This is a genomic window from Streptomyces sp. NPDC002788, from assembly GCF_053592115.1.
Genome location: NZ_JBSFVB010000004.1, coordinates 57,891 through 83,659, shown reverse-complemented (window position 1 = coordinate 83,659; position 25,769 = coordinate 57,891). Strand labels below are relative to the sequence as shown.

Here is a 25,769-nt window from a genome sequence, read left to right as displayed (position 1 = left end):
GATGACACTCCTGAAGGCCGATGACGCTTCTTCGCCGGCCCCTGCCCCCGCGCCCGCCCCGCACCGCCGCAGGCGGGTGGTTCGCATGCGGGCGCTCCTCAAGCACGCCGTTCTGATCGCCGCCGGGCTGGTGATGCTCTACCCGCTGCTGTGGATGATCGCCAGCTCGATCAAACCCGATGCCCTGATCTTCCGTGAGCCTTCACTGCTGCCCACGAAGACCGACTTCAGCCACTACGCCGACGGCTGGAACGCACTGTCGTACCCGTTCGGGGTGTACCTCATGAACTCGGCGGTCGTCGTCCTGGGTGCACTGCTGGGCAACCTGGTCAGCTGCTCCATGGCGGCCTACGCCTTCGCGAGGCTCAAGTTCCGCGGACGGGCGTTCCTCTTCGGCATGATGATGCTGACCCTCATGGTGCCGATCTACGTACTCATCATTCCGCAGTACGTGATGTTCTCCAAGATCGAATGGGTGAACACGTTCCTTCCGCTGATCGTCCCCAAGTTCCTGGCCACAGACGCCTTCTTCATCTTCCTGATGATCCAGTTCTTCCGGAGTCTCCCCACCGAGCTGGACGAGGCGGCCAAGATCGACGGAGCCGGGTACTGGCGTATCTACTTCCGCATCCTGCTGCCGATCTCGTTGCCGGCCCTGGCCACCACCGCGATCTTCACCTTCATCTGGACCTGGAACGACTTCCTGGGCCAGCTGATCTACCTGACCAAGCCGGAACTGCAGACGGCGCCCGTGGCCCTGCGCAACTACGTGGACGCCACCAGCGGAGCCTCATGGGGCTCGCTGTTCGCGATGTCCGTCGTCACGCTGATCCCCGTCTTCATCGTCTTCCTCGTCGGCCAGCGCTATCTCGTCAAGGGAATCGCCACCACGGGAATGAAGTAGACCCTGGCATGGAGTACTCAGCGAACAGCGTCGCTGTCGCAGGGTCCCCGCACTGCGGAGCTGTCCGCGCCCACGCCCAGGCCGGTTCCGGCCGCGCGCCGGTCCGAGATTCCGGACCTGCTGGGACCGACGCTGCCTTGGGGTCAGGGCGCTCGCCTGACCTCCCAGGCTTCCGCCGCCGGCTACTTCGTCTTGCGGTTCGCGGAGAAGGCAGGCTCTTTCCCCAGCGCTTCGATCGTCTCTTCCATTTCGCGGACCTTACGGCGCAGTTGCACCAGTTCCTCGCGCTCGGCCATGGTCAGCGCGCCCGCCGGCCCTTGGCCTCGCTCCGCCGCCAGCTCCTCCGCGATCGCCGCCGCGAACGCGTCCACGTCGCCCTCGGTGGTGTCGAAGGAGGTCATCCAGCGGACCTCGCCGGCCTGCTCGTCCCAGGTGTAGAAGCGGAAACGCTTCTGGAGACGCTCGGTGACGGCCGGCGGCAGGACGGCGAAGATCTGGTTGGCCTGCACCGGGCGGGGGATCTCCAGGCCCGGCAGGTGGCGCACCGCCTCGTACAGCCGCTGGGTCATCGCGTTGGAGCGGGCCGCCGAGCGCAGCCAGAGGTCGCCGCCCAGCAGCGCCTCGAACTGCACCGACACGAAACGCATCTTGGAGCCCAGCTGCATGCTCGTCTTGCGCAGGTGAGCCATGCCGCGCACCGCGTCCTCGTTGAGCACGATCACCGCCTCGCCGAAGAGCAGCCCGTTCTTGGTGCCGCCGAGCGAGAGGACGTCCACGCCGGCGTCGGTGGTCATCTCACGCAGGGACACGCCGAGGGTGGCGGCGGCGTTGGCGAGCCGGGCGCCGTCCAGGTAGACGAGCATGCCGAGGCCGTGCGCGTGGTCGCAGATCGCACGGATCTCGTCCGGCGTGTAGCAGGTGCCGAGCTCGGTGGACTGGGCGATCGAGACGACCTTGGGCCGGGCCCGGTGCTCGTCCTCGAAGCCCCATGCCTGACGGTCGATCAGCTCAGGGGTGAGCTTGCCGTCCCATGCGGGCACCGTCAGGAGTTTGATCCCGGCGACCTTCTCGGGCGCCCCGCCCTCGTCGACGTTGATGTGGGCCGACTCGGCGCAGACCACGGCGTCCCAGCGGTCGAGCATGGTCTGCAGCGCGACCACGTTCGCGCCGGTGCCGTTGAAGACCGGGTACGTGTGCGCGGTGGGGCCGAAGTGGCCGCGCACCACTTCCTGGAGGCGCTCGGTGTAGACGTCGGCGCCGTAGCTGACCTGGTGGCCGCCGTTGGCCAGGGCGATCGCCGCAAGGATCTCGGGGTGCGCCCCCGCGTAGTTGTCGCTGGCGAAGCCGCGCTCGTCCGGGTCGTGTCGTCGCTGTACGGTCATGGTGCTCGCCTACTTGTTTCGGTCGGACGGGTGTGACACATGTGGTCCGGACGGGCGCCGGCCGGTCCGCTCAGGCCAACGTCGGCTCCGTCCGCGCGCGGGCCTTCTCCAGGCCGCGCACCAACGGCGGCGCGGCGAGCCCGAGCACGGTGAAGAGCGCCGCGAGGACCAGCCAGCCGGTCGCCGCCGCGCCGACGACCAGGGAGGTCATCAGCCACGGCCCGACGAACTGCTGGAGCCCGCGCCCCAGGGAGAACACCGCCTGGTACTCCCCCTGCCGGCCCGCCGGGGCGAGCCCGAAGGACAGGCCCCAGCTCGCCGACGCCTGGTACAGCTCGCCGAGGACGAGCACCAGCGCACCGCCCAGCAGGGCCGCGCTGTCCAGGAGCACGCCGTGCCCCCCGCTCACCGCGAAGACCAGGCAGGACGCCCCCAGCGCCCACCCCGCCCCGCGCAGCATACGCGCCGCTCCCGCCGGGGTACGCGCGCCCCTGCTGACCGCGACCTGGAACAGCAGCACCAGGACGGTGTCCAGGATGAGCAGCCCCGACACCAGCAGCGCGGGCGCGTCGGTGCCGGTGACGATCCACAGCGGCAGACCGACCGTCAGCAGCGGGTGGTACAACTCCAGAGCGCCGCACACCAGCGCGACCGCCACATAGCGCACGTCCCGCAGCGCGGCGCTGCGCAGCACCCCGCCCGGCGCCTCGGCGGCGGCCCGGGGCCCGGCGTCCGCGGGCAGCCGCATCCCGAGCAGCACGGCGACGGAGACCAACTGGAGGGCGGCGTTGGCCAGGACCGCGGCGTACAGGGCGGTCGAGGTGCCGGCCGCGATGGCGGCTCCGGCCAGCGCGGCGCCGCCGAGGAAGCCCAGGTTGAACAGGCTGCGCATCTGCGCGCTCACCCTGACCCGCTCCGCCTCGCCCACCAGCGCGTCGGTGAGCGACGCAAGGAGCGCGCCCGCCGAGGTCTCCAGGACCGCGATGGCGCAGGCGACCGCGAGGAACGCGGCGAAGCCGTCCACCAGGCAGTATGCGGTGAAGCCGGCGGCCGCGAGCAGGAAGTTGACGGCGAGCACCCGGCCCGCGCCGAGCCGGTCCGCGAGTCGGCCGATGGGCACGGTGCAGACCAGACCGCAGAGCCCGGCGACCGACAGGGCGAGGCCCACGCGCTGGGCGGGGATGCCGAGGGTCCGGGTGAAGAACACGGCGCTGGAGGTGAGGAACACCCCGAGCCCCAGGGACTGGATGAGCGTGAGGACGCCGAGTCTGCGCGCGTTCCCGGCTGCCGGAAGGGTCTCCCGGAACCAGGCGCGCAGCACGGCGGCGTACCGGCGTGCCTCAGCCATGCGGCTCAGCTCCCTCGGCCCGCTCGGTCCGCAGCCCGTACACCTCCATCGCGGCGTGCACGGCGGCGCGCACCGCGGCGGCGCTCCGCCCCCGGAACCGGAAGATCCCGCAGCCCTCGTCATAACTGCCGGGCCCGGTCATGATCTGGCCGATCGCGGGCAGTTCCTCGTGGTAGACCTCGGGGACGGCCGACCTGGGCGAGGTGCGCGCGACGACCCGTCCGGGCAGCTCGCGCGGAGCGGGGTAGATGAGCCAGCCGCCGGCCCGGTGCCCGACCGGTTCGGAGGGCTGCCACAGCGGGGGCAGGCCCAGGGCCGCCCGGAACGCCTCGGCGAACAGGTCGATGCCGTAAAGGTCGACGTGCAGGAACGGCACCTGCGCGCCGCCCGGCCGCAGCCCGACCTCCAGGAACACCAGCTCGCCCCCCGGACGTCGGATCGCCTCCAGGTGGAACGCGCCGTCGCGCAGCCCGAGCGCCCGCAGACAGCGGTCGGCGAACGTGGTGAGCTCGTCGCGCTCGGGGCCCGGGTCGAGCAGGACCGAGCCGAGCGGGCGGCCGTGTGCGTAGTCCAGGCAGGTGTGGACGTACTGCGAAGCGGTCACGAAGTGGAGGCGGCCGGAGCGACGGACGCCGTCGACGTGGAGAATGTCCCCGTCGACGTACTCCTCGCACTCGTAAGCCTCGAGGTCGACGCCCTTGAGCGCGTCGCGCAGTTCGTCGGTGCTGTGGACGACCGTGACTCCCTGGGAGCCCGCCGCGGCGCGCGGCTTGAGCACCAGGGGAAGACCGCCGAGGGCGTCTACGACCGTCTCCGCGGTGGGCGCGTCGTCGAGGCGACGGAACCGGGGAACCCGCAGTCCGGCCGCGCCCACCGCGCTCTTCATGGCGGGCTTGTCCTTGAACCGTACGACGAGGTCGAGACCGTAGCCGCCGGGGACGCCGAGTGCGGCCGAGAGCCGGGCGGCCGTCAGGATGTCGTACTCGGACTGGCCGAAGACGGCCTCGGGCGTGCCGTGCCGGTCCGCGATCTCCCGTACGAGGGGCAGCAGGTCGTCGTGGGCGAGGCTGTCGCGCACGTGGACCTCGGTCGCCCCGTCCTGGTCGAGCGCGGGCAGCCCACCGGGCGTGGTGAGGTACACCGTCCGGCACGGACGGCCGTCGAGGAAACGGTGGTATTCGCCGAACTCGTCGCCGGAGCGGTTGAGGACGACGTACAGCGGGGTGGTCCGGTCGGTCACGCGTCCGCTCCCGGTCGAAGGGTGTCGGGCAGGCAGGCGTCCAGATCGGCGGCGCTCACCCGGCCGAAGCCGGGCGCGGCCCGGTCCCGGAGGGCCGGGGTCCTGGCGAGGAAGGCCGCCGCGCGAGGCTCTCCGGTGCCGCCGAGGCGCTGCCAGACGAGCTCGGCGAGGTCCGGCATCACCGGGAACGCCAGCAGGGACAGGCCCTTGAGCCACCAGTAGGCGCCGTCCTCAGCCGCGTGGGCGACCACGTCGTCGGCGCACCAGCGGTCGAGCGCCGCGACCGCGCGCCGGGTCGAGACACGGGCGCCGTCGAGCGACGCGGACTGCTCGGCGAGCAGGGACTCCAGGAGGTCGGCGGCGGCCGGGGCGGGGGCCTGCGGCGGCCCCTCGGGGAGCCGGCTCCAGGCGGCGTCGATCCGCTTGCCGAGGCCGTCGGCGAGCGTGGCGTTCGCGGTCTGAAGGAAGTCCGCCGTCTCGAAGCTCGCCGCCCCTGACTCCAGATCGGCCCCGGCGAGGTAGTACCGGACGGTGTCCACGCCGATGGCGGGCGACGCGGCGATGTCCGCCGCCCAGATGGCGTGCTGGGCGCTGGTGGAGAACTTCCGCCCGGCCAGCCGGTAGAAGTTGTTGATCAGGCACCGGTCGTACGGCTTCATGTCGCCGTGCAGCAGGCTGGTGCCGACGATCGAGACCAGGGTAGGGATCACGTTGTCGATTCCCAGGGTGGTGATGGTGGTGACCCCGGAGTCCGGGTCGAAGGCGTTCACGCCGGTGCCGGAGAGCCGGCCGTGGACGGCGCCGGCGAGGCGGGCGAACATGAAGATCCCGGCGTACGGGAAGAGGGCGCGCGGCACGTCCGGCTCGGGTCCGGGCAGCGGAACCCCCCATGTCTGCGGGGCGCTCAGCCGTACGGTCAGGCCGTCGCGCTCCAGGAAGCGCGCCACGGTCGCCCGGTAGCGGTCGGCGACGCCCAGGTCCACGAGCGTGGTGTCCAGGAGGTCGTGGTCGGGCAGCCGCAGGAAGAGGCTGGAGATCTCCCGCCAGGTCAGCGGCCCCTCGTCCAGCAGGGGGCGCGGCTCGACGACCGACTCGGGCAGGAAGTGCGCACTGCACTCCTCGCAGAAGTAACTGGCGATGCCCGCACCGCACTCGGGGCAGCGGCCCTGGAGCCAGCCGCCCACCACCCAGCGGTCCGACGCCGTGCAGTGGGGCACGCGCTCGGTGCGCGTCAGCACCGCGCCCCGGGCCGTCAGCCGCTCGATCGAGGCGGCGACCTCCTGCTCGAACTGCTCTCGCCAGGGCTGCTGATCGGGGACGATGAACGCGTCGACGCCGATGCGCAGCGCGGCCAAGTCGTCCTGGATGCGCCGTCCGTAGTGGGCGGCGACCTCGCCGGGTGTGGAGTCCTCGGCGTGCGCCTTGAGCGTCACGTACGACTCGTACACATCGCTGCCGGTGATCACCAACGGCAGGTCGCCCCGGACCCGCAGATGCCGCGCGATCATGTCCGACCACAGGAAGGGGCCACCGATGTGGCCGAGGTGCAGGGGGCCGTTGGGCGTGGTTTCGGGCGGCACCAGGAGGTAGTGCCGGGGGGTGTGCGTGTCCCCGGTCAGCAGGCTCATGCTCGCGCTCTCCCGTCGAGCAGGTTCAGTGCGTCCTCGGCCATGGCCGGGGCGAGTCGATAGCCGGAGCCGGAGCCGCCGATGGCCATGACCACGTCGTCGCCGCCGACCGTGTCCACGACCGGCAGATGGCCGGGGGTGAAGCAGTCACTGAAGACCCGGCCGCCGAGCAGGTGCGGCAGGAATCCCGGTACGTGCCGGGCGAGCAGGGCTCGGGCGAGTTCCCGGTCACGGGCGTCGATGGCGAGCGGTTCGTCGGGGCCGCGATCCCAGTCGGGCGAGGTGATGCTGAAGATCCAGTGGCCGCCGGGGCGGTGGGGCAGCAGGAAGGCGTCGGCGTCCTCCAGGACGAGTGCCGGGGCGCCCGGCGGGGGCGGCGTCATGATGTGGAACGCCACCACCTTCTTGACCCGGGCCCCGCGCTCGCGGGCCGCCGCCGCCACCGGGCCGTCGAGGGCCCACGGGCCCGGCGCGAGGACCGCCTTGGCGGCGGTGATCCGGCTGCCGTCGGCGGCGACCAGTTCGACGCGCCTGCCCGTACGGCGTACTTCGGTGACCCGGAAGCCCTCCAGGAGGGTGTTGTCCGGGCGGCCGAGGACCTCGTCGAGAAGCCGGTCGGTGAGCCATTGGGGCTGACCCGCCGTCATGGGGGCGGAGGCGAGCAGGACTTGATCGTCGTCGTGGGCGAGGCCGGGGAACGTCCGGTCGAGCAGGGCCCGCTGCTCCCCGGTGACCGGGCGGGTGCGGCCGCCGTCGGCCATGGTCGCGTCGAGCGCGGCCGTGTTCTCGCGCGCCACCAGCCAGCGAACGTCGACCGGCGCGCGTCCGGCGTCGCCGAGCCCGGCGGCGAGCTCGTCGAAGAGCGCGGTGCTGCGGGCGGCCAGGGCGCGCTGGGCCGGGTTGTGCCCCGTGGGTGTGTCGAACCCGGCCGAGAGACGGGTCGCGCCCGTCCCCCGTCCGGCATGCGTGATCACGGCGGCGCGGCGGCCCGGGTCCCGGCGCACGGCGTAGTACGCGGCGAGGGCGCCGACCGCGCCCGCGCCGACGACGGCGAGGTCGTAGTGGGGCGCCTCACTGGTCCCGGTGGTGCGCTCACTCATCGGGCGCCGACCACCAGAAGGAGTAGATGACCAGTTCCTCGCCCTGGTCGGCGAAGATCTCGTGGACGGCCTGCGAGGCGAAGCCCACCAGGGAGCCGGGCCCGACGAGCGACCGTTCGCCGTCCACATCCAGGGTGCCGGATCCGGCGTGGACCACCCAGATCTCCTGGACCGCGTGCTGGTCGGGCGAGCTGGTCCCGCCCGGCGGCACGGTGAAGCGGGCCGCCTCGAACGGCACGCGGGGGAAGACCGAACGGGCGAAGTCCGCCTCGGCGACGGTCACTCCGTCGGGTTCCACCTCGGTCGGAGCGAACGGGACCAGGACGCCGACCGCCTCGGCCTGGAACTGCGAGACCTGACGAGCGGTCATACCGGATACCTCCTCTCACCCAGCATGCTGTTGAGGATGACCGCGCTGCGCCAGGCGAGCAGGCTGAGATTGGGATCGGCGACGCCCCAGGAGTGCCGGGCGCCGTTCTGGAGGTAGATCCGGTTCTCCGCAGGCCCGTCCCATGCGACCGAGAAGTCGTCGCCGACGACGAGCATCCCGCCGTCCCGCCGCAGTCGCGCGTCCAGCGGAGCCATGAAGTCCGGCAACGCGTAGGCGTATCCGGTGCTCAGGATCACGATATCGGCGGCGAGCACGGCGGGTGCGTCCGGGCCCGAGGACTCGACGACGAGCTTCCATTCGTCGGGGTCGCCCTCGATCGCGGTGACCGCGCAGTCCGCCAGGAAGCGCAGCCTGCCGGGGTTGTTCTCGATGAACTCGTCGCGGTAGCTCAACCGGTAGATGTCCTGGAGGACTTGGAGGTCGATGCCGTCGCTGGTGTACTTCTGCTGCTCCAGGAGTCGGGCCTTGTGGTCGGCGGGCAGCGCGTGGAAGCGGCGTACGTAGTCGGGCGTGTAGAGGTCGTTGGCGAACGGCGAGTCGTCCATCGGCAGGAACGACGAGCGCCGGCTGACCCAGGTGATGCTCTCGGGGGCCGCGCCGGCCGCCAGGTGGCGCACGATCTCCGCGCCGCTCTGGCCGCCGCCGACCACGACGACCTGCCGTCCGGCCACCTCGGGGACCCGCTGCAGGAACTCCCCGGAGTGGAAGACGGTGGGGCCGAGGAAGGGACGGAACGGCTCGGGGACGGACGGGGTGAGCCCAGTGCCGAGCACGAGATGACGTGCCGTCACTTCGTCTGTGTCGGTGCGGAGGTGGAAGGCCCCGTCGTGGAAGTCCACGCTGTGTATGTCCGCCCCGAACGTCAGGCTCGGCAGCCGCGCGGCGACCCACTGGAGGTACTGGTTGAACTCGGCGCGCAGGACGGCCGGGAAGTCCGCGGCCAGGAACCGGTAGAGCCGGCCCTCACTCGCGAGGAACGACAGGAACGAGAAGGGACTGGTCGGATCGACCAGTGTCACCAGGTCCTTGAGCAGCGAGACCTGGAGGGTGGCCTCGGGCAGCAGCAGTCCGGGGTGCCAGGAGAAGCTCTCACGGCGTTCCAGGTGGGCGCCGCGCAGCCCTTCGACCGGATGGGCGAGCGCGGCGAGGCTCATGTTCGCGGGGCCGATGCCGACGGCCGCGTAGTCGAGTATGTGTGCGTTCATGGGGGGAACCGCCGGGTCAGGCCGGGACGACGAGGTCGCCGAGAGCCTGCCAGCGGTCCAGGGCGCCCTGCGGCGAGTCGGCGGTGAACAGGGCGTGGCCGAGGCGCGAGCGGCAGTCCTCGACGCCTGGGATGGTCTCGCCCGGTGCGAAGTACACGGCGGTCTCGGTGACTTCCGGCAGTGCCTCCAGCTCCGGCCACCCGGTGAGCTCCCGGTACGAGGAGCGGCCCGCGGCGGAGAAGAAGCGGATGCCGGCGCTCTCGGCCTGCGGCCGCGCGAAGGCGCCGGCCGCCTCCGGGCCGACGCCGAGTGCGGTGGCGACGGCCACCCTGGGCAGGCTGACGCCGGTCACGAGCCGCAGCAGCTCCACGATCCGGTCGCCCGGCAGCCGGGCGCCGATCTCGATGAGCACCGGACCGTCGGCGGTCAGGCGCAGTTCGCAGTGGAAGGGGCCGCTGGTGATGCCCACGGCGCGGACGACGTCGCCGACGTACGCCTCGACGTTCTTCAGGGTGGCGTCGTCGACGAGCGCCGGGGTGAGGTGGCCCAGCTCCACGAAGTCGGGCTCGGGGCCGAGCAGCGTGCGGCTGAGGGCGACGACGGTGACCTCGCCGCTCTCCAGGACGTAGCCGTCGGCGCTGAACTCGGGGCCCTGGACGTACTCTTCGACGAGCACCCGGTGCTCGTGCAGCTTGCCCATGTCGGGCTCCGGGTCGGTCACGAGCCGCTGGAACGCGGCGGTGAGCTGGTCGAGGTCGTCGGCGCGGCTGACGTGGATGCTGCCGGAGCAGGCGACCGGCTTCAGCACGCAGGGGAAGCCGACCCGTTCGGCCGCGGCGCGCAGTTCGGCGTCGGTGGTCGCCTGGGCGAAGCGCGGGGTGCGCAGCCCGGCCTCCGCCACGGCGGCTCGCATGACGCTCTTGTCCCGGACCCGGTCGACGGTCGCCACGGGCAGGCCGGGCAGGTCCAGTGCCGCGGCGACACGCGCGGTCGCCGTCACATAGATGTCGGAGCCCGGCAGCACCGCCTCGAACGGCTCGGCCCGGTGCAGTTCGAGCACGGCCGCTTCGAGGGCGGCCTGGTCGTTGGTCTCCACCGTCAGCACCGAGTCGGCCGCCGCGCGCACAGCGTCGGAGAGCCGGCGGTCGCCGGAGTCGGCGGTGGCGACGACGACCCGCAGTCCCATCTCGGCCGCGACGCCGATCAGGGTGGCGCCTCCGGAGGAGGCGGGTTCGACCACGAGGACGCGGGCAGGACGAAGTGCATCTGTGTGCGGCAAAGCGAAATCCCCCGGGGCGCAGCTGTATGGACCGGACCCGCGATCGCGATCCTGGTCGTGATCTTTCTATCCGGGCGCCTTGGCCCCGGTCAATGGATCACCGCAAAATTATCTGCGAGAGCGGACATGAGCCGCACATTTTCCGGAAAGGGAGCCCCGTCAGCGGCTGTTCGACTCCCGGAAGCGACCGAACGCCTTCGTGAAGGCTCTCAGCGGCGAGACGTCCCCCTCGGCCGGCGGGCACGGGTGGACGGGGCATGCCGTCGCCGCCGGTCGCCTCGGCGAGGGCGGCCAGCGCCGGCTCCGCCGCCTCCCGGTACAGGTCGCAGGATCGCGTCATGACTTCCAGCGCCGTGGCGTACCGGCGCCCCTGGCCCGCCCGTGGACCAGTTCCTCGTCCGGGGTGAGACGGTGCCGGCCCACCTTCTGGCGCAATCCAGGCCTCTGCCCGAAGACCGCGCGCACCGCGTCGACCACCTCGTCCGCATGCTGGTCGTCGGCCGCGTAGACGACGGTCTTGGTCAGCGACACGCCCCCGGTACCGGGCCTCGCCCGCCCGGGGAACGTCGACGGCAGCCCCTCCTCGAAGGCCGTCAGCCCGGCGTGGAGCGACCATCCATGCCGGGGGTTTGCGGGTGCGCGAAGCCGCGCCCCGGTGTGGGTCTCGTGAACCGTCGGTGGGGCGGGGCGGCCGAACTCAGTCGGCGGTGGTCCGGGTGCGGCGGGCGTAGGCGCGGGCGGCGCGGGCGCGGTCGCCGCAGCGGGTGGAGCACCAGTGCCGGCGGCCGTGGCGGAGCAGGTAGCGGTTGCAGGGTGGGGAGCCGCAGGCGGTGAGGCGTTCGGCGTCGGGGGATGTGAGGAGGTCGGCGGCGTCGGCGGCGAGGGTTGCCAGGGCGTGGTCGACGATCTGGGTGGTGGGGTGGGGGGTGGTGCGGTAGGGGCCGCTCTTGTCGTCCCACTGCAGCAGCGGGGCTGTAGGGACGCGGGTCATGGCGTCATTGATGGCCGTGACGGCGGCAGGGAGGGCGGGGAGCCCTGCGACGCGGGCGGCGAACAGCGACCTGATCTGTTCGCGCAGCGAGCGCAGCTGTGACGCACACATTTCCTGCATGCCGGCGTCGACGGGCGCAAGACCGCGCTCCGTCAGCCACCCGTTGGTCTGCGCAGGAGTCCCCAAGCGGTCGACCGTGTGCCCGCCGGGCAGGGTCATCGCACTGTTGGCGAGGGCGAGAGAAAGGTGCTCTTCCTCCCCTTGTGCGGGCGGCAGGGCGAACTCTTCGATCACGGACTCCTCCATGACTCTCATGGTACGGCTTGCGTGCTTCCGTGAGAAACCGCTACGGTCGTCTCACGGTTCAAGCGATAACTATCCGTGAGGTGTTCTCTTCGTGTCTTCGTCCTCCGCGGTCACCGACCAGTTCGCGGTCCGCGTCTTCGGCGGCCCGACCGCGCTCTTCGAGTACGGCGGTCTGCGTTTCCTGACCGACCCGACCTTCGACGGTCCCGGTGACTTTCAGGCGCCCGCCGTGGTCCTGACCAAGACCGCCCCTTCTGCCGTTGACCCCGCCGACCTCGGCCCCATCGACGTGGTGCTCCTCTCGCACGACGAGCACGCCGATAACCTCGACACCTCCGGCCGGGCCCTGCTCGCCGATGTTCCCCTCACCCTCACCACGCCCAGTGGCGGACAGCGCCTCGGCGAGAAGGCCACGGGCCTGGCCGATTGGGAATCCATTGAGCTCGGCCGCCCCGACGGCGGCACGGTCACCGTCACCGGCGTGCCCGCCGTCCACGGCCCCGGCCCGCGCGAGGAGGTCGAGCCGATCTGCGGCGAGGTCGTCGGATTCATCCTGACCGGGGAGGGCCTGCCCTCCGTGTACGTCAGTGGCGACAACGCCTCCCTCGACGCAGTCAAGGAGATCGCCGAGCGCTTCGCCCCGGTGGACACCGCCATCCTGTTCGCCGGCGCGCCGCGCTTTGCCGAGGTTTTCGACGGGAAGGTGATCGTCCTGGACAGTGCCATGGCGGCCGAAGCTGCCCAGCTCCTCGGCGCCCGCCGCGTGGTGCCCGTCCACTTCGACAGCTGGGCCCACTTCACCGAGGGCCGCACGGAGCTGGCAGCCGCATTCGCCTCCGCCGGCCTGGCCGACCGTTTGGACTGGGGCCGGCGCCCCTGAGCCGGATGACAGAGACCATCACGGCGCTCACGGCACGCTTCCCGCAGGCCGGGCCTTCGCGGGCAGGGGAGCAGCCGTCAGTGCTCAGCGCATGGTCTTGAACGCTTAGCGGGTCCCGGCGTGATGCCGGGGCCCGCTCGATCCCGCTGCCGGCAATCCGCGGTGCGGGAGCCACCGGCTGCTCTGGTGCGCCCGCAGGGCGGTGGTCGACGGCGGTACGGTGATCGCGAAGTGCTGGCTGCGATCGTGTTCGTGGCCACGACGGGCTGTACCTGGCGGCAACTGCCGCCGGTCTTCGGTCCGTCCGGACCGACCGCACACCGTCGGTTCACCGAGTGGAGCCGGGCCAGGGTGTGGGGCAAGCTCCACCGCATGGTCCTGGACGAACTCGGTGCCCGCGGGGAGTTGGACCGGTCGCGGTGCGCGATCGACTCGGTGAACATGCGGGCCCTCAAAGGGGGGACCTGACGGGTCCGAATCCCGTAGATCGCGGCAAGAAGGGATCAAAGATCCACTTGATCACCGAGCGGTCCGGTCTGCCCCTCTCGATCGGAATCTCCGCCGCGAACACTCATGACAGCCAGGGCCTCGAACCCCTCGTGCGCGGCATCCCGCCGATCCGCTCCCGCCTCGAACCGCGTCGACGACGCCCCGCCAAACTCCATGGCGACAAGGGGTACGACTACGACCAAGTGCGGCGGTGGCTGCGCTCCCGGAACATCACCCCGCGCATCGCCCGCAAGGGCATCGAGCCCTCCCAGCGCCTGGGCCGCCACCGCTGGACTGTGGAACGGACAGTGGCCTGGCTTGCCGGGTGCCGCCGTTTGCACCGGCGCTACGAGCGCAAGGCCGAACACTTCCTCGCCTTCGCCGGCATCGCCGCCACCCTCATCTGCTACCGGCGTCTGGGCGGGTGAGGCTGGTCATGCGACTCCGAGGAACCCCGGATCGGCGCCGTCGAACTGAAGGCACGAGTTGCGGCTCAGGCTCAGGAGTTCCGCCATTGGCACCGCACGACGGCTGGTCGCCGGCAGATCCTGGCGGGCCTCGGCCGACCGCAACGGCGGGAAGAACGACAGTCCCTGTCGGCAATTCAGCACCGAGACTTCCTCGCGCCAGCCGTCCCACCGCAGGCCCTCATAGAACTCCTGGAGCCCTCCGGAGAGAATCCAGGACAGCCATGCCGAGTGGCTGGCACCCAGGGCCTCCCAGCCAAGGGCATCGGGGGCGAAGTAGAGGATCTCGCCCGGCTCGCCGGGCCGCCCAGCCTCAGGGGGGTTGCCTCCGTTGAGGGTGAAGACCCTGCCCAGCACATCGTGCGCGACCACGAGACCTGCGCCGGACGGCCATGCGGGATCGAACGTCGCGGGCATCGCGTTGATCTCGGCCAGGCCGGGCAACCCTTCGACGTCGGCACCACTCGGGCTTCCGAAGATCCGCAATCACCCGCTGTCCACGAGCAGACCGCCGCAGTTCAGTACGATGCCGCCCAAAGTCGATCGAGCGGAGACCTGTAGTTGCAGCAGGGAGGCGCGGCCCATCTCGGCATCGCCGGGCAGCACCTCAACCGGTACGTCGGTGGCGGCCAGCTCCTGAAGGAGGAGCGGCCAGGCTGGATCGTCGACGTTGATCAGCTCATTGACCTCGCGCATCCACGCATCGTCGCACCAGCACCCAGTCGCTCAGTCCGCCGGGTCACCGGCACTTCCATCCGCCAATCAAGATGACCTCAAAAGTGGACTCCCGGGCCGAGAGGATGCTCCTCACGCAGCGCTCGCTGCACAAGCAGTCCCAGTAACTGGAGGCCCTCACCTATCTGACGATGCATCAGGGAAGTCGGCATCCAATCGGCATCAGTCCGAGACAGCCTTCCGTGCGTGCCTGCTCGACGGCTTCGCGGCAGCATGATTTGCGCAGATCGCGCAGGTGAAAACCCTGCTCGCCACGGCGCACGATGTTGTGGGTCTTCGAGTCGAAGGCATGCCGATGTAAAGTGAACGACGCCCCTGACCTGCAAAAAGCCGGCAGGGAGCCGTCTTCCAGGAGTCCAAAGTGCTGCGTACTCTCTTCAAGTCCAAGATCCACCGAGCCACCGTCACCCAGGCCGACCTGCACTACGTGGGATCGGTGACCATCGACGCCGATCTGCTCGACGCCGCCGATCTGCTGCCCGGTGAGCTCGTGCACATCGTCGACGTCACCAACGGCGCCCGGCTGGAGACGTACGTCATCGAGGGCGAGCGCGGATCCGGTGTGATCGGGATCAACGGGGCCGCCGCCCATCTCGTCCACCCCGGCGACCTCGTGATCATCATCAGTTACGCGCAGGTGACGGACGCCGAGGCGCGGGCACTCACCCCCCGGGTCGTGCACGTGGACCGTGACAACCGGATCGTGGCCCTGGGGGCCGACCCGTCCGAGCCGGTTCCGGGCTCGGACCAGCAGCGCAGCCCGCAGGCCGTCAGCGCCTGACCGACTTCGAAGAAGGAGCGTGTGCATGAGCGACCCGGAGATCCGTGACGACCGGGCGGCGGGCCGGCTGGAGGCGGTGGCCGGCGGTGAAGTCGTCGGCCGTATCGAGTACTTCGTGCTCGAGAGCCCCGAGCGCGCGCTCGTCCCCGTCCACACGATCGTCGAGCCGGCCCACGAGGGCAAGGGCATAGCGGGCTCCCTGGCCCGCGAGCTCTACGCCATCGCCGCCCGCGAGGACAGCGCGGTCGCCCCGCTCTGCCCCTATGTAGTCAAGTGGGCCGAACGCCACCCCGAGGCGGCTTTGCCGGTGGGCGAGGACCTGCTCACGGCGGCGAAGGAGTGGCTGAGCGCCCATCCCGGCCGTTTCTGAGGGCCGTTCCCGCCGCCCCGGCTCCGTTGCCTCCGGCCCCCCACCCCGTTACCCCCACCTGGTCGCCTCCCCGTCCTGCGGGGGAGTGACTGTGGAGGCGGGGGCCGGGTAGGCGGGGGAGTAGTCCAGAGCCGGAGTCGACCCACTGGCTGGAGGACCCGATGACCAATCCGTATCCCGACCCCGTGCCGCCGGCACCGACACCGGGCCCGGATCCTCAGCAACCTGAGCCGCCGCGCCCCGATCCGGTGCCGAACCCGCAGCCCCCGCCCGGCCCGGAGCCGACGCCGCCTCCGCCGTCGCCCACCCCGCCGCCGGGCCCGACCCCGCCGGCGCCCCCGGGCCCCGACCCCGTGCCGGGCCCCGACCCGTCCCCGATCCCTCCGGGGCCGGAACCCGTACCGAACCCCGAACCCGGCCCGCCGCTGTCCTGACCACGGCATGAGTACGGGGCCGGTGCACCGCCCTGCCAGGCGTCCACCGGCCTCGTACGTCCTCGGCGCGGAGCGCCTACGCGGTGATCTCCGACCGGTCCCCGCCCCACAGCGTGTGGAACGACCCGTCCCGGTCCACCCTGCGGTACGTGTGCGCACCGAAGTAGTCCCGCTGCCCCTGCGTCAGCGCCGCCGGCAGCCGCTCCGCGCGCAGGGCGTCGTAGTAGGCGAGGGCCGCCGCGAAACCGGGCGTCGGCACACCCTGGCGGGTCGCGGCGACCAGCACCTCGCGCCAGTCGTCCTGGGCGTCCGCGATCTCCTGGGCGAACGTCGCGTCCGACAGCAGGCTCGGCAGATCCGGCCGGGCGTCGTACGCCGCGCGGATCCGGTCCAGGAAGGCGGCGCGGATGATGCAGCCGCCCCGCCACAGCGCGGACACCGCACCGAGGTCGATGTCCCAGCCGTACTCGCCGCGCGCCGCGTCGATCTCGTGGAAACCCTGCGTGTACGACACGATCTTCGACGCGTACAGTGCCTGCTCCACCCGGTCGGCGAACGCCCGGGCCTCCGCCTCGCCCATCGGCTGCGCCTTCGGGCCGGCCAGCCCGCGTGAGGCCTCCCGCAGCGCCGCGTGACCCGAGAGTGAACGGGCGAAGACCGCCTCGGCGATCCCGGACACCGGCACCCCCAGGTCCAGCGCGATCTGCACGGTCCAGCGGCCGGTGCCCTTCTGCTCGGCCTGGTCCACCACGACGTCCACGAACGGCTTGCCCGTCTGCGCGTCCACGTGCGACAGCACCTCGGCCGTGATCTCGATCAGGTACGAGTCGAGACGCCCCTGGTTCCAGGTCCGGAAGATCTCCGCGATCTCGGCGGGGGAGTACCCGGCGACGTCCCGCAGCAGCTGGTACGCCTCACCGATGAGCTGCATGTCCGCGTACTCGATGCCGTTGTGCACCATCTTCACGAAGTGCCCGGCACCGTCCGGTCCCACATGGGAGACGCACGGCGCGCCGTCGGCCGCCTTGGCCGAGATCTTCTCCAGCATCGGGCCCAGCGAGTCGTAGGACTCCTTCGGGCCGCCCGGCATGATGCTCGGTCCGTTCAGCGCGCCCTCCTCACCGCCGGAGACACCCATGCCGACGAAGTGGATGCCCTGCTCGCGCAGTTCGCGCTCCCGGCGCCGGGTGTCCGCGAAGTGCGCGTTGCCCCCGTCGATGATCATGTCGCCGGGCTCCAGCAGCGGCGCGAACTCCTGGATCACCGCGTCCGTCGGCTCACCGGCCTTCACCATCACGACCAGCCGACGGGGCCGCTCCAGCGCAGCCACGAAGTCCTTCGCGGACTCGCACGCGACGAACTCCCCCTCACCGCCGAACTCCTCCACCAAGGCGTGGGTGCGCGACGGCGTCCGGTTGTGCACCGCGACCGTGTAGCCGTTGCGGGCGAAGTTGCGGGCGAGGTTGCGGCCCATGACCGCGAGACCCGTGACGCCGATCTGCGCTGTACTGCTCATTCGGTTCGCTCCTGAAACCTCGGTATCGGTGCCGTCGGGCGGGCCCGCCGGCATGGTCCGTCCGACCATCCTGACGCGCCGCCCATCCGCTCGCACGCGCGGGTCGTGCGACGCCGCGCAGGCAGATACGCACGAAGGGCCCCGCGGTACTCAGCCGGCGTACGCGCGCCCGCGCGCGCCGCATCAGCGCACCGCGTGGCGTACGCGGTGCACCGCCGAGGCGCACGTCGCGCAACAAGGGCCTCATACCGGCCATTCGGGCCCCCGGGCGGCCGATAGCCGTCTTGTTCCGGCCGGTTCGCAGCGCTTACTTTTGCCCCTCCTGACGCATGTCTAGGGGGGCAATCGATGGCCGTACGCGGCCGGCACCGCCGGTATCAGCCGAACAGGATCAACCGCGCCTCACTCACCGTCACGGCGGGCGGCGCGGGCATGGCGCTGCCGTTCATGGGCACCGGCGCCGCTCAGGCGGCGGACGTGGACACCTGGAACAAGGTCGCCGCCTGTGAGTCCAGCAACAACTGGAACATCAACACCGGCAACGGCTTCTACGGCGGGCTGCAGTTCACCCAGTCCACGTGGGAGTCCTACGGCGGCCGGGCCTACGCGGCGCGGGCGGACCTGGCCACCAAGGACCAGCAGATCGCGGTCGCGGAGAAGGTGCTCGACGGGCAGGGCCCGGGCGCCTGGCCGACGTGCTCGGTGCGGGCCGGACTGACGCGGGGCGGAGGCGAGCCGGACATCCGGCCGGCCACCGAGCGCACGAAGCAGAAGGACGACAAGAAGAAGACCTCCATCGAGGACGTGCGGCCGCAGTCCACGCCGCAGTCCCGCGCCGGCAGCGCCGAGATGTACATCGTCGTCCACGGAGACACGCTCTCCGCCATCGCTTCCGAGCAGGAGGTCCGGGGCGGCTGGCGGGGCCTGTACGCCGCCAACCGCTCGACCATAGGGGGCGACCCCGACCTGATCGTGCCCGGCCAGCGGCTCGCGCTGCGCGGCGAGGGCGCGACGAAGACGCGTCCCGAGCCGTCCGAGACGGCCAAGCCGACGCCGAGGAAGCCGTCATCGCAGAAGCCCTCCCCGGACCGCTCGAAGGAACGTGCCGAGGACCGGTCAGGGCAGAGGTCGAAGGAGGAGCGCAAGGAACGCGCCGCCCGGTCCACCGCCACCCGGCAGGGCCTCGTCGCTCCCGTCAGCGCCTCCCTGGGAACGCCCTACCGCAAGGCGGGTTCCGCCTGGTCGAAGGGCTACCACACCGGGGTCGACTTCCCCGTGCCCACGGGCACGTCCGTCAAGTCGGTCGCGGCGGGCAGCGTCGTCAGTGCCGGATGGGGCGGCTCCTACGGCTATCAGGTCGTCATCCGGCACGGTGACGGCCGCTACAGCCAGTACGCCCACCTGTCGGCGATCTCCGTACGGGACGGGCAGACGGTGACCGCCGGCCAGCGCATCGGCCGCTCCGGCTCCACGGGCAACAGCTCGGGCCCGCATCTGCACTTCGAGGTGCGGACGGGGCCCGGTTTCGGCTCGGACGTCGACCCGGTGGCGTACCTGAGGGCCGGCGGCGTCAGGATCTGACACGCATGCGGTGCCGGTGGGCCGTGGGTAACGGCACGTACGGGATGCCGTCGAAGGGCACGTAGGAGAGCGGGCGTTCGTCGTCGGAGGACACCGACGGCTCCCCGCTCTCGTACGCCACCTCCGGGACGGGAGACGCCCGGGAGACCCGCGGCCCCGGCACGAGCAGATCCTCGACGAGCGACCACCCACCGGCGGGCACGGCTTCCGCCTCGACTCCGCCGGGACTCTCGGGCACCGCACCCACGCTCTCGGGCCGCCGCCGGACCGGCTCGTGCACTCGGCCCACGCTCCGGGGCGGAGCGCCGACCGGCTCGTGCACTCGGCCTCGGCCGTCGGGCAGGCCGCGTCCGACCACGGACACGGCACCCACCGGCTCCGGGGTTGCGCGCAGGTCGTCCGGGACAGCACCCACCGGCTCGGGCACCGCCTCCACAGTCTCGTGCAAGCTCCCTCCGGCCCCGGGCGCGCCGCCCGCGACCCCGGGCAAGCTCCCTCCGGCCCATGGCACGCCGCCCACCGGCTCCGGCAGGTTCCGGACGCTCCCGAGCGCTTCCTTCGCCGGGGCGGGCACCGCACCCGTCACCCCGAGCCCCGCGTCCGCAGGAAGCAGCCCCGTCCCCGCGACCTCCGGCTCGGCGCCCTCGCGCTCGGGCTGTTCGTGCGTGAGGCGCTCCGTCGTCAGTAGGATCAGGCCACCGGCCGCCACCACGCCGCAGCTCAGGGCGAGCGCCGTACCGGTCGTGCCGTAGCGGAAGGTCTCGCCGAACATCGTGATGCCGACCGCGGCCGCCACCACCGGGTTCACCACCGTCAGCGTGGCCAGCGGGGCCGCGAGGCCGGCACCCCGGTAGGCGGCCTGCGACAGCAGCATGCCGGCCGTGGCGAGGACACCGATCACCGCGAGGGACGGCACGTCGGCCGCGGACACGCCACCGGTCCAGTCGACCGCGACCGTCTTGGTGAACACCGAGGACATGCCGAACGCGATACCCGAGGCGGTCGCCAGCAGCATGCTGCGGACCGCCGGGTGCCGGTGCGCGGCCCGGCCGGCGATCATCAGCGCCACGACCACCCCACCGGTGACGAGGGCGACGGCCACCCGCTCCGCCGTGGTCAGCGACTGCGCGTCGGACGCGGCGACCAGGGACAGCAGACCGGCGAGGCCCACCGTCGCCATGATCGCGCCCCGCCAGGCCGTGGCACCCGCCTTGCGGCCGACGAACAGCGCCGCCATCGGCAGGGCCACCACGATGGTCAGCGCACCCAGCGGCTGCACCAGGCTCAGCGGACCGTAGGCCAGCGCCACCACGTGCAGCAGACCGCCGAGACCGTTCAGCGCGACCGCCGCCCACCAGCCCGGCCGGCGCAGCGGCGCGTACTGCTCGTCCGGCGAGGACTCCGCCACCCGCTCCTGCACGATCGCCCCGCCCGCGTAGGCGAACGCGGACACGAGCGACAGCAGGACGGACAACGCGAGGGCGCTCATCGGCTGTTCCTCTGCGTCAGGCGGGGGCGATCGGCCCGGCGCGGCGAAAGGTCGGCTTTCATGACCAACACCCTGCCGTGTCCAGGTCTTCCCGTCGTCGTCCCTGAGCACTCATTGGGTCCTACTGCCGATGGAGTACGAGGGGAACCCCGTCATCCCCAGGGTGGGCGGCGCCGGTCGGGGGCCACCGGGTCGCATCCCTTAGGGGCCTTGGTATTACTGCTCTCCGTGGACCTCGACCCCGACCTTGCCGCGCTCCGCCCGCTCGGCGGCTTCTTCGTGCTGCGCACCGAAGGAGCGCCGGCCCGGTCCTTTCCCACTCTCGCACAGGCCTATGCCGCCGCGTCACCGCATATGTCTGGAAATCCCCTGATTTTTCGCGTACGGAAGGTGGCGAGCACCCTGCGCGTCCCGGAGCTGCGCGTCGCCGCCTCCGTGACCCACCAGGGGCTCGCCGCCCGGCTCTGGTCCGTCACGCTGGCCTGCGCCGCTCTCCACGGCAGCGTCCCCGACCTCGACGCCCGGCACCTGTACTGGGACCCCGACGGCAGTGCCCCCGACGACCTGTGGCTCACGGACGTACGGCCGCTCCCCGCGGACACGGCGACCGTCGCGGACGTCGTCCTGCGCGGCCACCTCGAACCACTGGCGAGGGCCCTGCGCACCCACCACCGCCTGGCCCCGGGCCTGCTGCGGGGCAACGCCGCCTCCGCCCTGGCCGGCGCCGCCCGCGAGCTCGACCGCTGGGCGCACCGGCACGGCCGTACGGAGATCGGCGCCCGGGCCCGCTCCCTGGCCGCGGAACTCCTCGCCCACCCTGCGCTCGCCGGCGCCGGAACCCTTGCCGGCACGGCCTTCCGGCGCCGCAGCTGCTGCCTTTACTACCGGGTGCCCGGCGGGGGCGTGTGTGGCGACTGCTGCTTCCCCCGGCCGCCGCGCTCTTCCCCGCACGCCCCTTCTGGGTGACCATGAAAAGGGGACGGCCGCTGAGAGCAGGGAGTTGCGGGTGCGAGTGGGACTGCTGACCCGGGAGTACCCGCCGGATGTGTACGGCGGGGCGGGTGTCCATGTGGAGTTCCTCGCCCGGGAACTCGGACCGCTCGTCGATCTCGACGTGCACTGCTGGGGCGAGGGCCGCGCCGACGGCGTGCGGCGCCACCGGCCCTGGTCCGCGCTCGACGGCGCCAACGACGCGCTGCGCACGTTCTCCGTCGACCTCGCCATGGCCGCCGCCCTCGAAGGCCGCGAACTGGTCCACTCCCACACCTGGTACGCCAACCTCGGCGGTCACCTCGCCAAGCTTCTGTACGGCATCCCGCACGTGATGACCGCGCACTCACTGGAGCCCCTGCGCCCCTGGAAGGCCGAGCAGCTCGGCGGCGGCTACGAGCTGTCCAGCTGGGCGGAGCGCACCGCGATCGAGGCGGCCGACGCGGTGATCGCGGTCTCCGGAGCCATGCGCGAGGACATCCTCGGCTGCTACCCGACGCTGGACCCGGAGAAGGTCCACGTCGTGCACAACGGCATCGACACGAGCCTGTACCGACCCGACCGCGGCACCGACGCCCTGGACCGCGTCGGCCTCGACCGCTCCCGCCCGTACGTGCTGTTCGTCGGCCGCATCACCCGCCAGAAGGGCGTGCCCCACCTGCTGCGCGCGGTGCGGGACATCGACCCGGCCGCGCAGGTCGTGCTGTGCGCGGGCGCTCCCGACACCCCGGAGATCGACCAGGAGTTCCGCGAGCTGTTCGCGGAGCTGAGCGGGGTGCGCGACGGCGTGTTCTGGATCCCGAAGATGCTGCCGCGCCCGGAGGTGATCCAGCTCCTGACGCATGCCGCGCTGTTCGTCTGCCCCTCGGTGTACGAGCCGCTCGGCATCGTGAACCTGGAGGCGATGGCCTGCGGCACGCCCGTGGTGGCCTCGGCGGTCGGCGGCATCCCGGAGGTCGTGGACGACGGCAGGACCGGTCTGCTCGTCCCGGCCGGTGACGGCTTCGAGGCGGGGCTCGCCCGGGCCATGGACACCGTCCTGGGCGATCCGGAGGCCGCCCGGCGGATGGGCGAGGCCGGGCGGGAGCGCGCGGTCGGCGACTTCGGCTGGGACGCGGTGGCCCGCCGCACGGTCCGTCTGTACGAGGAGATCCTCAAAGAGGCTTAGCTCGTCCTGGTCAGGGGCAGGCATCGGGAAATCGGCGTGAGGGGAGCGGCCATGCGTGGTGGTGGTCCTTCGGTTCTGGGGATCGTGCTGGCGGGCGGTGAGGGCAAGCGGCTGATGCCCCTGACCGCGGACCGCGCCAAACCCGCGGTGACCTTCGGCGGCACGTACCGCCTGGTCGACTTCGTCCTGTCCAACCTCGTCAACGCCGACGTCCTGCGCATCTGCGTCCTGACGCAGTACAAGTCGCACTCGCTGGACCGGCACATCACCACGACCTGGCGGATGTCCAACCTGCTCGGCAACTACGTCACGCCGGTGCCCGCGCAGCAGCGCCTCGGCCCCCACTGGTACCTGGGCAGCGCCGACGCGATCCTGCAGTCGCTGAACCTGATCTACGACGAGCGCCCCGAGTACGTCGCCGTCTTCGGCGCCGACCACGTCTACCGCATGGACCCCCGCCAGATGCTCGCCCAGCACATCGACAGCGGCGCGGGCGTGACGGTGGCCGGGATCCGGGTGCCGCGCACCGAGTCCTCGTCCTTCGGCGTGATCACTCCGGGCTCGGACGGCCAGACGGTGGAGCGCTTCCTGGAGAAGCCCGCCGACCCGCCGGGCCTCGCCGACGACCCCGACTGCGTGTTCGCCTCCATGGGCAACTACATCTTCACCACCAAGGCCCTCATCGAGGCGCTCCGGCGGGACGCGGAGGACGAGTCCTCCGTGCACGACATGGGCGGCTCGATCCTGCCCCAGCTCACCGACCGCGGCGATGCCGCGCTGTACGACTTCAGCGCCAACCACGTGCCGGGCGAGACCACCCGCGACCAGGGCTACTGGCGGGACGTCGGCACGCTGGACGCCTACTACGAAGCCCATATGGACCTGATCGCCGAGCGCCCCGCCTTCAACCTGTACAACCGCAGCTGGCCCATCTACACGCACTCGTACCAGCTCTCGCCGGCCCGCTTCAACGCGGGCGGCATCGCCAGCGAGTCCATCATCAGCGCGGGCTGCCTGATCCGCGGGCAGGTCACGCGGTCCGTGCTGTCGCCGGGCGTGGTGGTCGACCCGGGGGCGGTGGTGCAGGGCTCGGTGCTGCACGACAACGTGCACATCGGCCGGGGTGCGGTGGTGCGCGGCGCCGTCCTGGACAAGAACGTCGAGGTGCCGCCGGGCGCGACCATCGGCGTCAACCCGGAGCGGGACGCGGAGCTGTACACGGTCTCCCAGGGCGGGGTCATCGCCCTCGGGAAGGGCCAGCTGGTCACTTGAGGCGGACTCCGCCCGCCTGGTCGAGGGCCTGCCCGGAACGAACCTCGGCGCCGACAGCGGTACCGGCGACATCATGGACGAGCACGACAAGGGTGCGGTGTACACGCACATCGCGGACGTCGAGGGTGAGCCGAAGGGCTTCCCCGCCCACGACCGCGCGGTGATGAAACCGGAGGGGCCCGGCTGAAGGCCGCACGCGAGGCGCTGATCCATGACGCCTCCCGGGTGACTCCCACGGAGTGCCCGGCGCCGCAACCTGTGCTGGACTGACCGCACATGCACCATAAGTCCCGCCCCTCTTGCCGGGGCGGGACTTTATGTGCTGTTAACTGTACGTAGCCTGATCGTACTTGACCGTAATCGGCCGGGGGCGATTGACTGCTCGCCCACCCGTCGTCGACGCGAGGCAAGCCCTTGACTGCTGACCTGCTCGCTCCTCTCGACCTGGCTTTCTGGAACATCGAGTCCGCCGCACACCCCATGCACCTCGGCGCGCTCGGGATCTTCTCGGCGCATTCGCCCGCCGCGGGCGCCCACGCGGCGGACCTGCTCGCGGCCCGCGCCGCCGGTGTCCCCGGACTGCGGATGCGGATCCGCGACGTATGGCAGCCGCTGCCCTCCGCCCTGCGCCGGCCGCACGCCTTCGGCGGCGCGGCCCGCGAACCGGACCCGGACTTCGACCCCCTGCACCACGTCCGGCTCCACTCGCCCACCGCCGACTTCCACGCGGCGGCGGGCCGCCTCATGGAGCGCCCGCTGGAGCGCGGCCGACCGCCCTGGGAGGCCCACGTGCTGCCGGGCGAGGACGGGGTCTGCTTCGCGGTGCTGTTCAAGTTCCACCATGCCCTCGCCGACGGACTGCGGGCCCTGACCCTCGCCGCGGGCGTCATGGACCCGATGGACATGCCCGCACCCAGGCCCCGCCCCGCCGAGCCCCCGCGCGCCCTGCTCCCGGACGTGCGCGACCTGCCCGGACTCATGCGCGGCGCCCTCTCCGACATGAGCCGCGCCCTGGACATCGGCGCCGCCGTCGCCCGCTCGTCCCTCGACGTGCGCTCCACCCCCGCGCTCAGCTGTGAGCCCAGCGGCACCCGCCGCACCGCCGGAGTGGTGCTCGACCTCGACGACGTGCACCGGGTCCGCAAGACCGTCGGCGGCACCGTCAACGACGTCCTCATCGCCGTCGTCGCGGGCGCCCTGCGCCGCTGGCTCGACGAACGCGGCGACGGCAGCGAGGGCGTCGCCCCCCGCGCCCTGATCCCCGTCTCCAAGCGCCGCCCGCGCACCGCGCACCCCCAGGGCAACCGGCTCTCCGGTTACCTGATACGGCTTCCGGTGGACGACCCGGACCCGCTGGCCCGCCTCGCCTCGGTCCGGGACGCCATGGACCGCAACAAGGACGCCGGCCCCAACCGGGGCGCGGGCGCCGTCGCCCTGCTCGCCGACCATGTCCCCGCCCTGGCCCACCGGCTCGGCGGACCCCTGGTCGGCCAGGCGGCCCGCCTCTGGTTCGACATCCTCGTGACCAGCGTGCCCCTGCCCAGCCTCGGGCTGAAGCTCGGCGGCCACCCGCTCACCGCCGTCTTCCCCCTCGCCCCCCTGGCCCCCGGCCACTCCCTGGCGGTCGCCGTCTCGACCTACCGGGGGAGCGTCCACTACGGCCTCGTCGCCGACGGCGAGGCGGTCCCCGACCTGGACCTGTTCGCCGCGGCGGTCTCCCAGGAGGTGGCGGCGCTGATCAAGGCCTGCCGGTCGTGATCGGCGCGGGTTTGGCGGTGCGGCCCGGCGCTCCGTAAAATTCGCCGTTCGAAAGCGGGCGCGAC

General features: G+C 71.9%; 22 protein-coding genes and 1 pseudogene. 10 read left to right on the top strand and 13 right to left on the bottom strand.

All coding sequences use genetic code 11. The features are described 5' to 3' along the window. Nucleotide 1: 1 nt before the first annotated feature. A complete protein-coding gene (locus ACWD1U_RS09440; protein WP_451105934.1) occupies nt 2-904 on the top strand; it encodes a carbohydrate ABC transporter permease in 903 nt (300 codons plus the stop codon). Nucleotides 905-1,086: 182 nt separating this feature from the next. On the opposite strand, the gene ACWD1U_RS09435 is transcribed toward ACWD1U_RS09440, so the two are convergent. From ACWD1U_RS09435 to ACWD1U_RS09390, 10 genes are all read right to left on the bottom strand, one after another. Then, nucleotides 1,087-2,286: a threonine aldolase family protein gene (locus ACWD1U_RS09435; protein ID WP_451105932.1), complete on the bottom strand. Its 1,200-nt coding sequence runs from the start codon at nt 2,284-2,286 to the stop codon at nt 1,087-1,089. A 70-nt stretch (nt 2,287-2,356) separates the two neighbouring features. Beyond that, complete coding sequence (locus ACWD1U_RS09430; protein ID WP_451105931.1) at nt 2,357-3,634, bottom strand: MFS transporter; 1,278 nt, start codon at nt 3,632-3,634, stop codon at nt 2,357-2,359. Then, nucleotides 3,627-4,874, bottom strand: coding sequence for an ATP-grasp domain-containing protein (locus ACWD1U_RS09425; RefSeq protein WP_451105929.1), 1,248 nt, complete (start codon nt 4,872-4,874; stop codon nt 3,627-3,629). Before ACWD1U_RS09425 ends, ACWD1U_RS09430 begins: the two co-directional genes overlap by 8 nt. Then, entirely contained in the window at nt 4,871-6,502 is a 1,632-nt protein-coding gene (locus ACWD1U_RS09420; protein ID WP_451105927.1) for a class I tRNA ligase family protein, read from the bottom strand. The genes ACWD1U_RS09425 and ACWD1U_RS09420 overlap by 4 nt, the downstream gene beginning before the upstream one ends. Beyond that, entirely contained in the window at nt 6,499-7,602 is a 1,104-nt protein-coding gene (locus ACWD1U_RS09415; RefSeq protein ID WP_451105926.1) for an NAD(P)/FAD-dependent oxidoreductase, read from the bottom strand. Before ACWD1U_RS09415 ends, ACWD1U_RS09420 begins: the two co-directional genes overlap by 4 nt. Continuing rightward, nucleotides 7,595-7,972: a cupin domain-containing protein gene (locus ACWD1U_RS09410; protein ID WP_451105925.1), complete on the bottom strand. Its 378-nt coding sequence runs from the start codon at nt 7,970-7,972 to the stop codon at nt 7,595-7,597. The genes ACWD1U_RS09415 and ACWD1U_RS09410 overlap by 8 nt, the downstream gene beginning before the upstream one ends. Continuing rightward, complete coding sequence (locus tag ACWD1U_RS09405; protein WP_451105924.1) at nt 7,969-9,198, bottom strand: lysine N(6)-hydroxylase/L-ornithine N(5)-oxygenase family protein; 1,230 nt, start codon at nt 9,196-9,198, stop codon at nt 7,969-7,971. Before ACWD1U_RS09405 ends, ACWD1U_RS09410 begins: the two co-directional genes overlap by 4 nt. Nucleotides 9,199-9,214: 16 nt before the next feature. Continuing rightward, nucleotides 9,215-10,438 carry an ATP-grasp domain-containing protein gene (locus ACWD1U_RS09400; protein ID WP_451105922.1) on the bottom strand — a complete coding sequence of 408 codons (1,224 nt, stop codon included), beginning with the start codon at nt 10,436-10,438 and terminating at the stop codon, nt 9,215-9,217. A gap of 375 nt (nt 10,439-10,813) precedes the next feature. Then, nucleotides 10,814-11,008, bottom strand: a complete 195-nt coding sequence (locus tag ACWD1U_RS09395; protein ID WP_451105920.1) for a hypothetical protein — start codon at nt 11,006-11,008, stop codon at nt 10,814-10,816. A 166-nt stretch (nt 11,009-11,174) separates the two neighbouring features. After that, the gene (locus tag ACWD1U_RS09390; protein WP_451105919.1) at nt 11,175-11,774 is read right to left on the bottom strand and encodes a CGNR zinc finger domain-containing protein; all 600 of its coding nucleotides are present in this window, start codon (nt 11,772-11,774) and stop codon (nt 11,175-11,177) included. 91 nt (nt 11,775-11,865) lie between these two features. On the opposite strand from ACWD1U_RS09390, the gene ACWD1U_RS09385 reads away from it, so the two are divergent. Continuing rightward, nucleotides 11,866-12,654 (top strand): MBL fold metallo-hydrolase, encoded by a 789-nt coding sequence (locus tag ACWD1U_RS09385; protein ID WP_451105917.1) that lies wholly within the window; start codon nt 11,866-11,868, stop codon nt 12,652-12,654. 123 nt (nt 12,655-12,777) lie between these two features. Next, a protein-coding gene (locus ACWD1U_RS09380; protein ID WP_451105916.1) for an IS5 family transposase occupies nt 12,778-13,571 on the top strand; the annotation gives its coding sequence in 2 pieces (ribosomal slippage) (nt 12,778-13,110 and nt 13,113-13,571; 792 coding nt in all). Nucleotides 13,572-13,577: 6 nt separating this feature from the next. Here ACWD1U_RS09380 and ACWD1U_RS09375 read toward each other — a convergent pair. After that, nucleotides 13,578-14,306, bottom strand: a pseudogene (locus tag ACWD1U_RS09375) (DUF2625 family protein). Between the two features lie 400 nt (nt 14,307-14,706). Here ACWD1U_RS09375 and panD point away from each other — a divergent pair. Together panD and ACWD1U_RS09365 are read left to right on the top strand one after the other, a co-directional pair. Further along, complete coding sequence (gene panD, locus ACWD1U_RS09370; protein ID WP_451105915.1) at nt 14,707-15,126, top strand: aspartate 1-decarboxylase; 420 nt, start codon at nt 14,707-14,709, stop codon at nt 15,124-15,126. A gap of 25 nt (nt 15,127-15,151) precedes the next feature. Then, complete coding sequence (locus ACWD1U_RS09365; RefSeq protein ID WP_451105913.1) at nt 15,152-15,496, top strand: GNAT family N-acetyltransferase; 345 nt, start codon at nt 15,152-15,154, stop codon at nt 15,494-15,496. 510 nt (nt 15,497-16,006) lie between these two features. Here the strand turns inward: ACWD1U_RS09365 and gndA are convergent. Next, nucleotides 16,007-17,446, bottom strand: coding sequence for an NADP-dependent phosphogluconate dehydrogenase (gene gndA / locus ACWD1U_RS09360; RefSeq protein WP_451105912.1), 1,440 nt, complete (start codon nt 17,444-17,446; stop codon nt 16,007-16,009). A 348-nt stretch (nt 17,447-17,794) separates the two neighbouring features. Between gndA and ACWD1U_RS09355 the strand changes: the two genes are divergently transcribed. Continuing rightward, a complete protein-coding gene (locus ACWD1U_RS09355) occupies nt 17,795-19,027 on the top strand; it encodes a transglycosylase family protein (protein WP_451105910.1) in 1,233 nt (410 codons plus the stop codon). Here the strand turns inward: ACWD1U_RS09355 and ACWD1U_RS09350 are convergent. After that, nucleotides 19,017-20,516 (bottom strand): DMT family transporter, encoded by a 1,500-nt coding sequence (locus ACWD1U_RS09350; protein WP_451105908.1) that lies wholly within the window; start codon nt 20,514-20,516, stop codon nt 19,017-19,019. The two genes, ACWD1U_RS09355 and ACWD1U_RS09350, sit on opposite strands and share 11 nt — an antisense overlap. A gap of 210 nt (nt 20,517-20,726) precedes the next feature. Here ACWD1U_RS09350 and ACWD1U_RS09345 point away from each other — a divergent pair, with 210 nt between their 5' ends. The 4 genes from ACWD1U_RS09345 (at nt 20,727) to ACWD1U_RS09330 (ending at nt 25,704) form a co-directional block, all read left to right on the top strand. Further along, nucleotides 20,727-21,482 carry a (2Fe-2S)-binding protein gene (locus tag ACWD1U_RS09345; RefSeq protein ID WP_451105906.1) on the top strand — a complete coding sequence of 252 codons (756 nt, stop codon included), beginning with the start codon at nt 20,727-20,729 and terminating at the stop codon, nt 21,480-21,482. 40 nt (nt 21,483-21,522) lie between these two features. Next, nucleotides 21,523-22,674, top strand: coding sequence for a glycogen synthase (gene glgA / locus ACWD1U_RS09340; protein ID WP_451105905.1), 1,152 nt, complete (start codon nt 21,523-21,525; stop codon nt 22,672-22,674). A gap of 51 nt (nt 22,675-22,725) precedes the next feature. After that, nucleotides 22,726-23,946: a glucose-1-phosphate adenylyltransferase gene (glgC, locus tag ACWD1U_RS09335; protein ID WP_451105903.1), complete on the top strand. Its 1,221-nt coding sequence runs from the start codon at nt 22,726-22,728 to the stop codon at nt 23,944-23,946. A gap of 414 nt (nt 23,947-24,360) precedes the next feature. Next, on the top strand, nt 24,361-25,704 hold the full coding sequence (locus ACWD1U_RS09330) for a wax ester/triacylglycerol synthase family O-acyltransferase (RefSeq protein WP_451105901.1): 1,344 nt from the start codon (nt 24,361-24,363) through the stop codon (nt 25,702-25,704). Nucleotides 25,705-25,769: the final 65 nt, after the last annotated feature.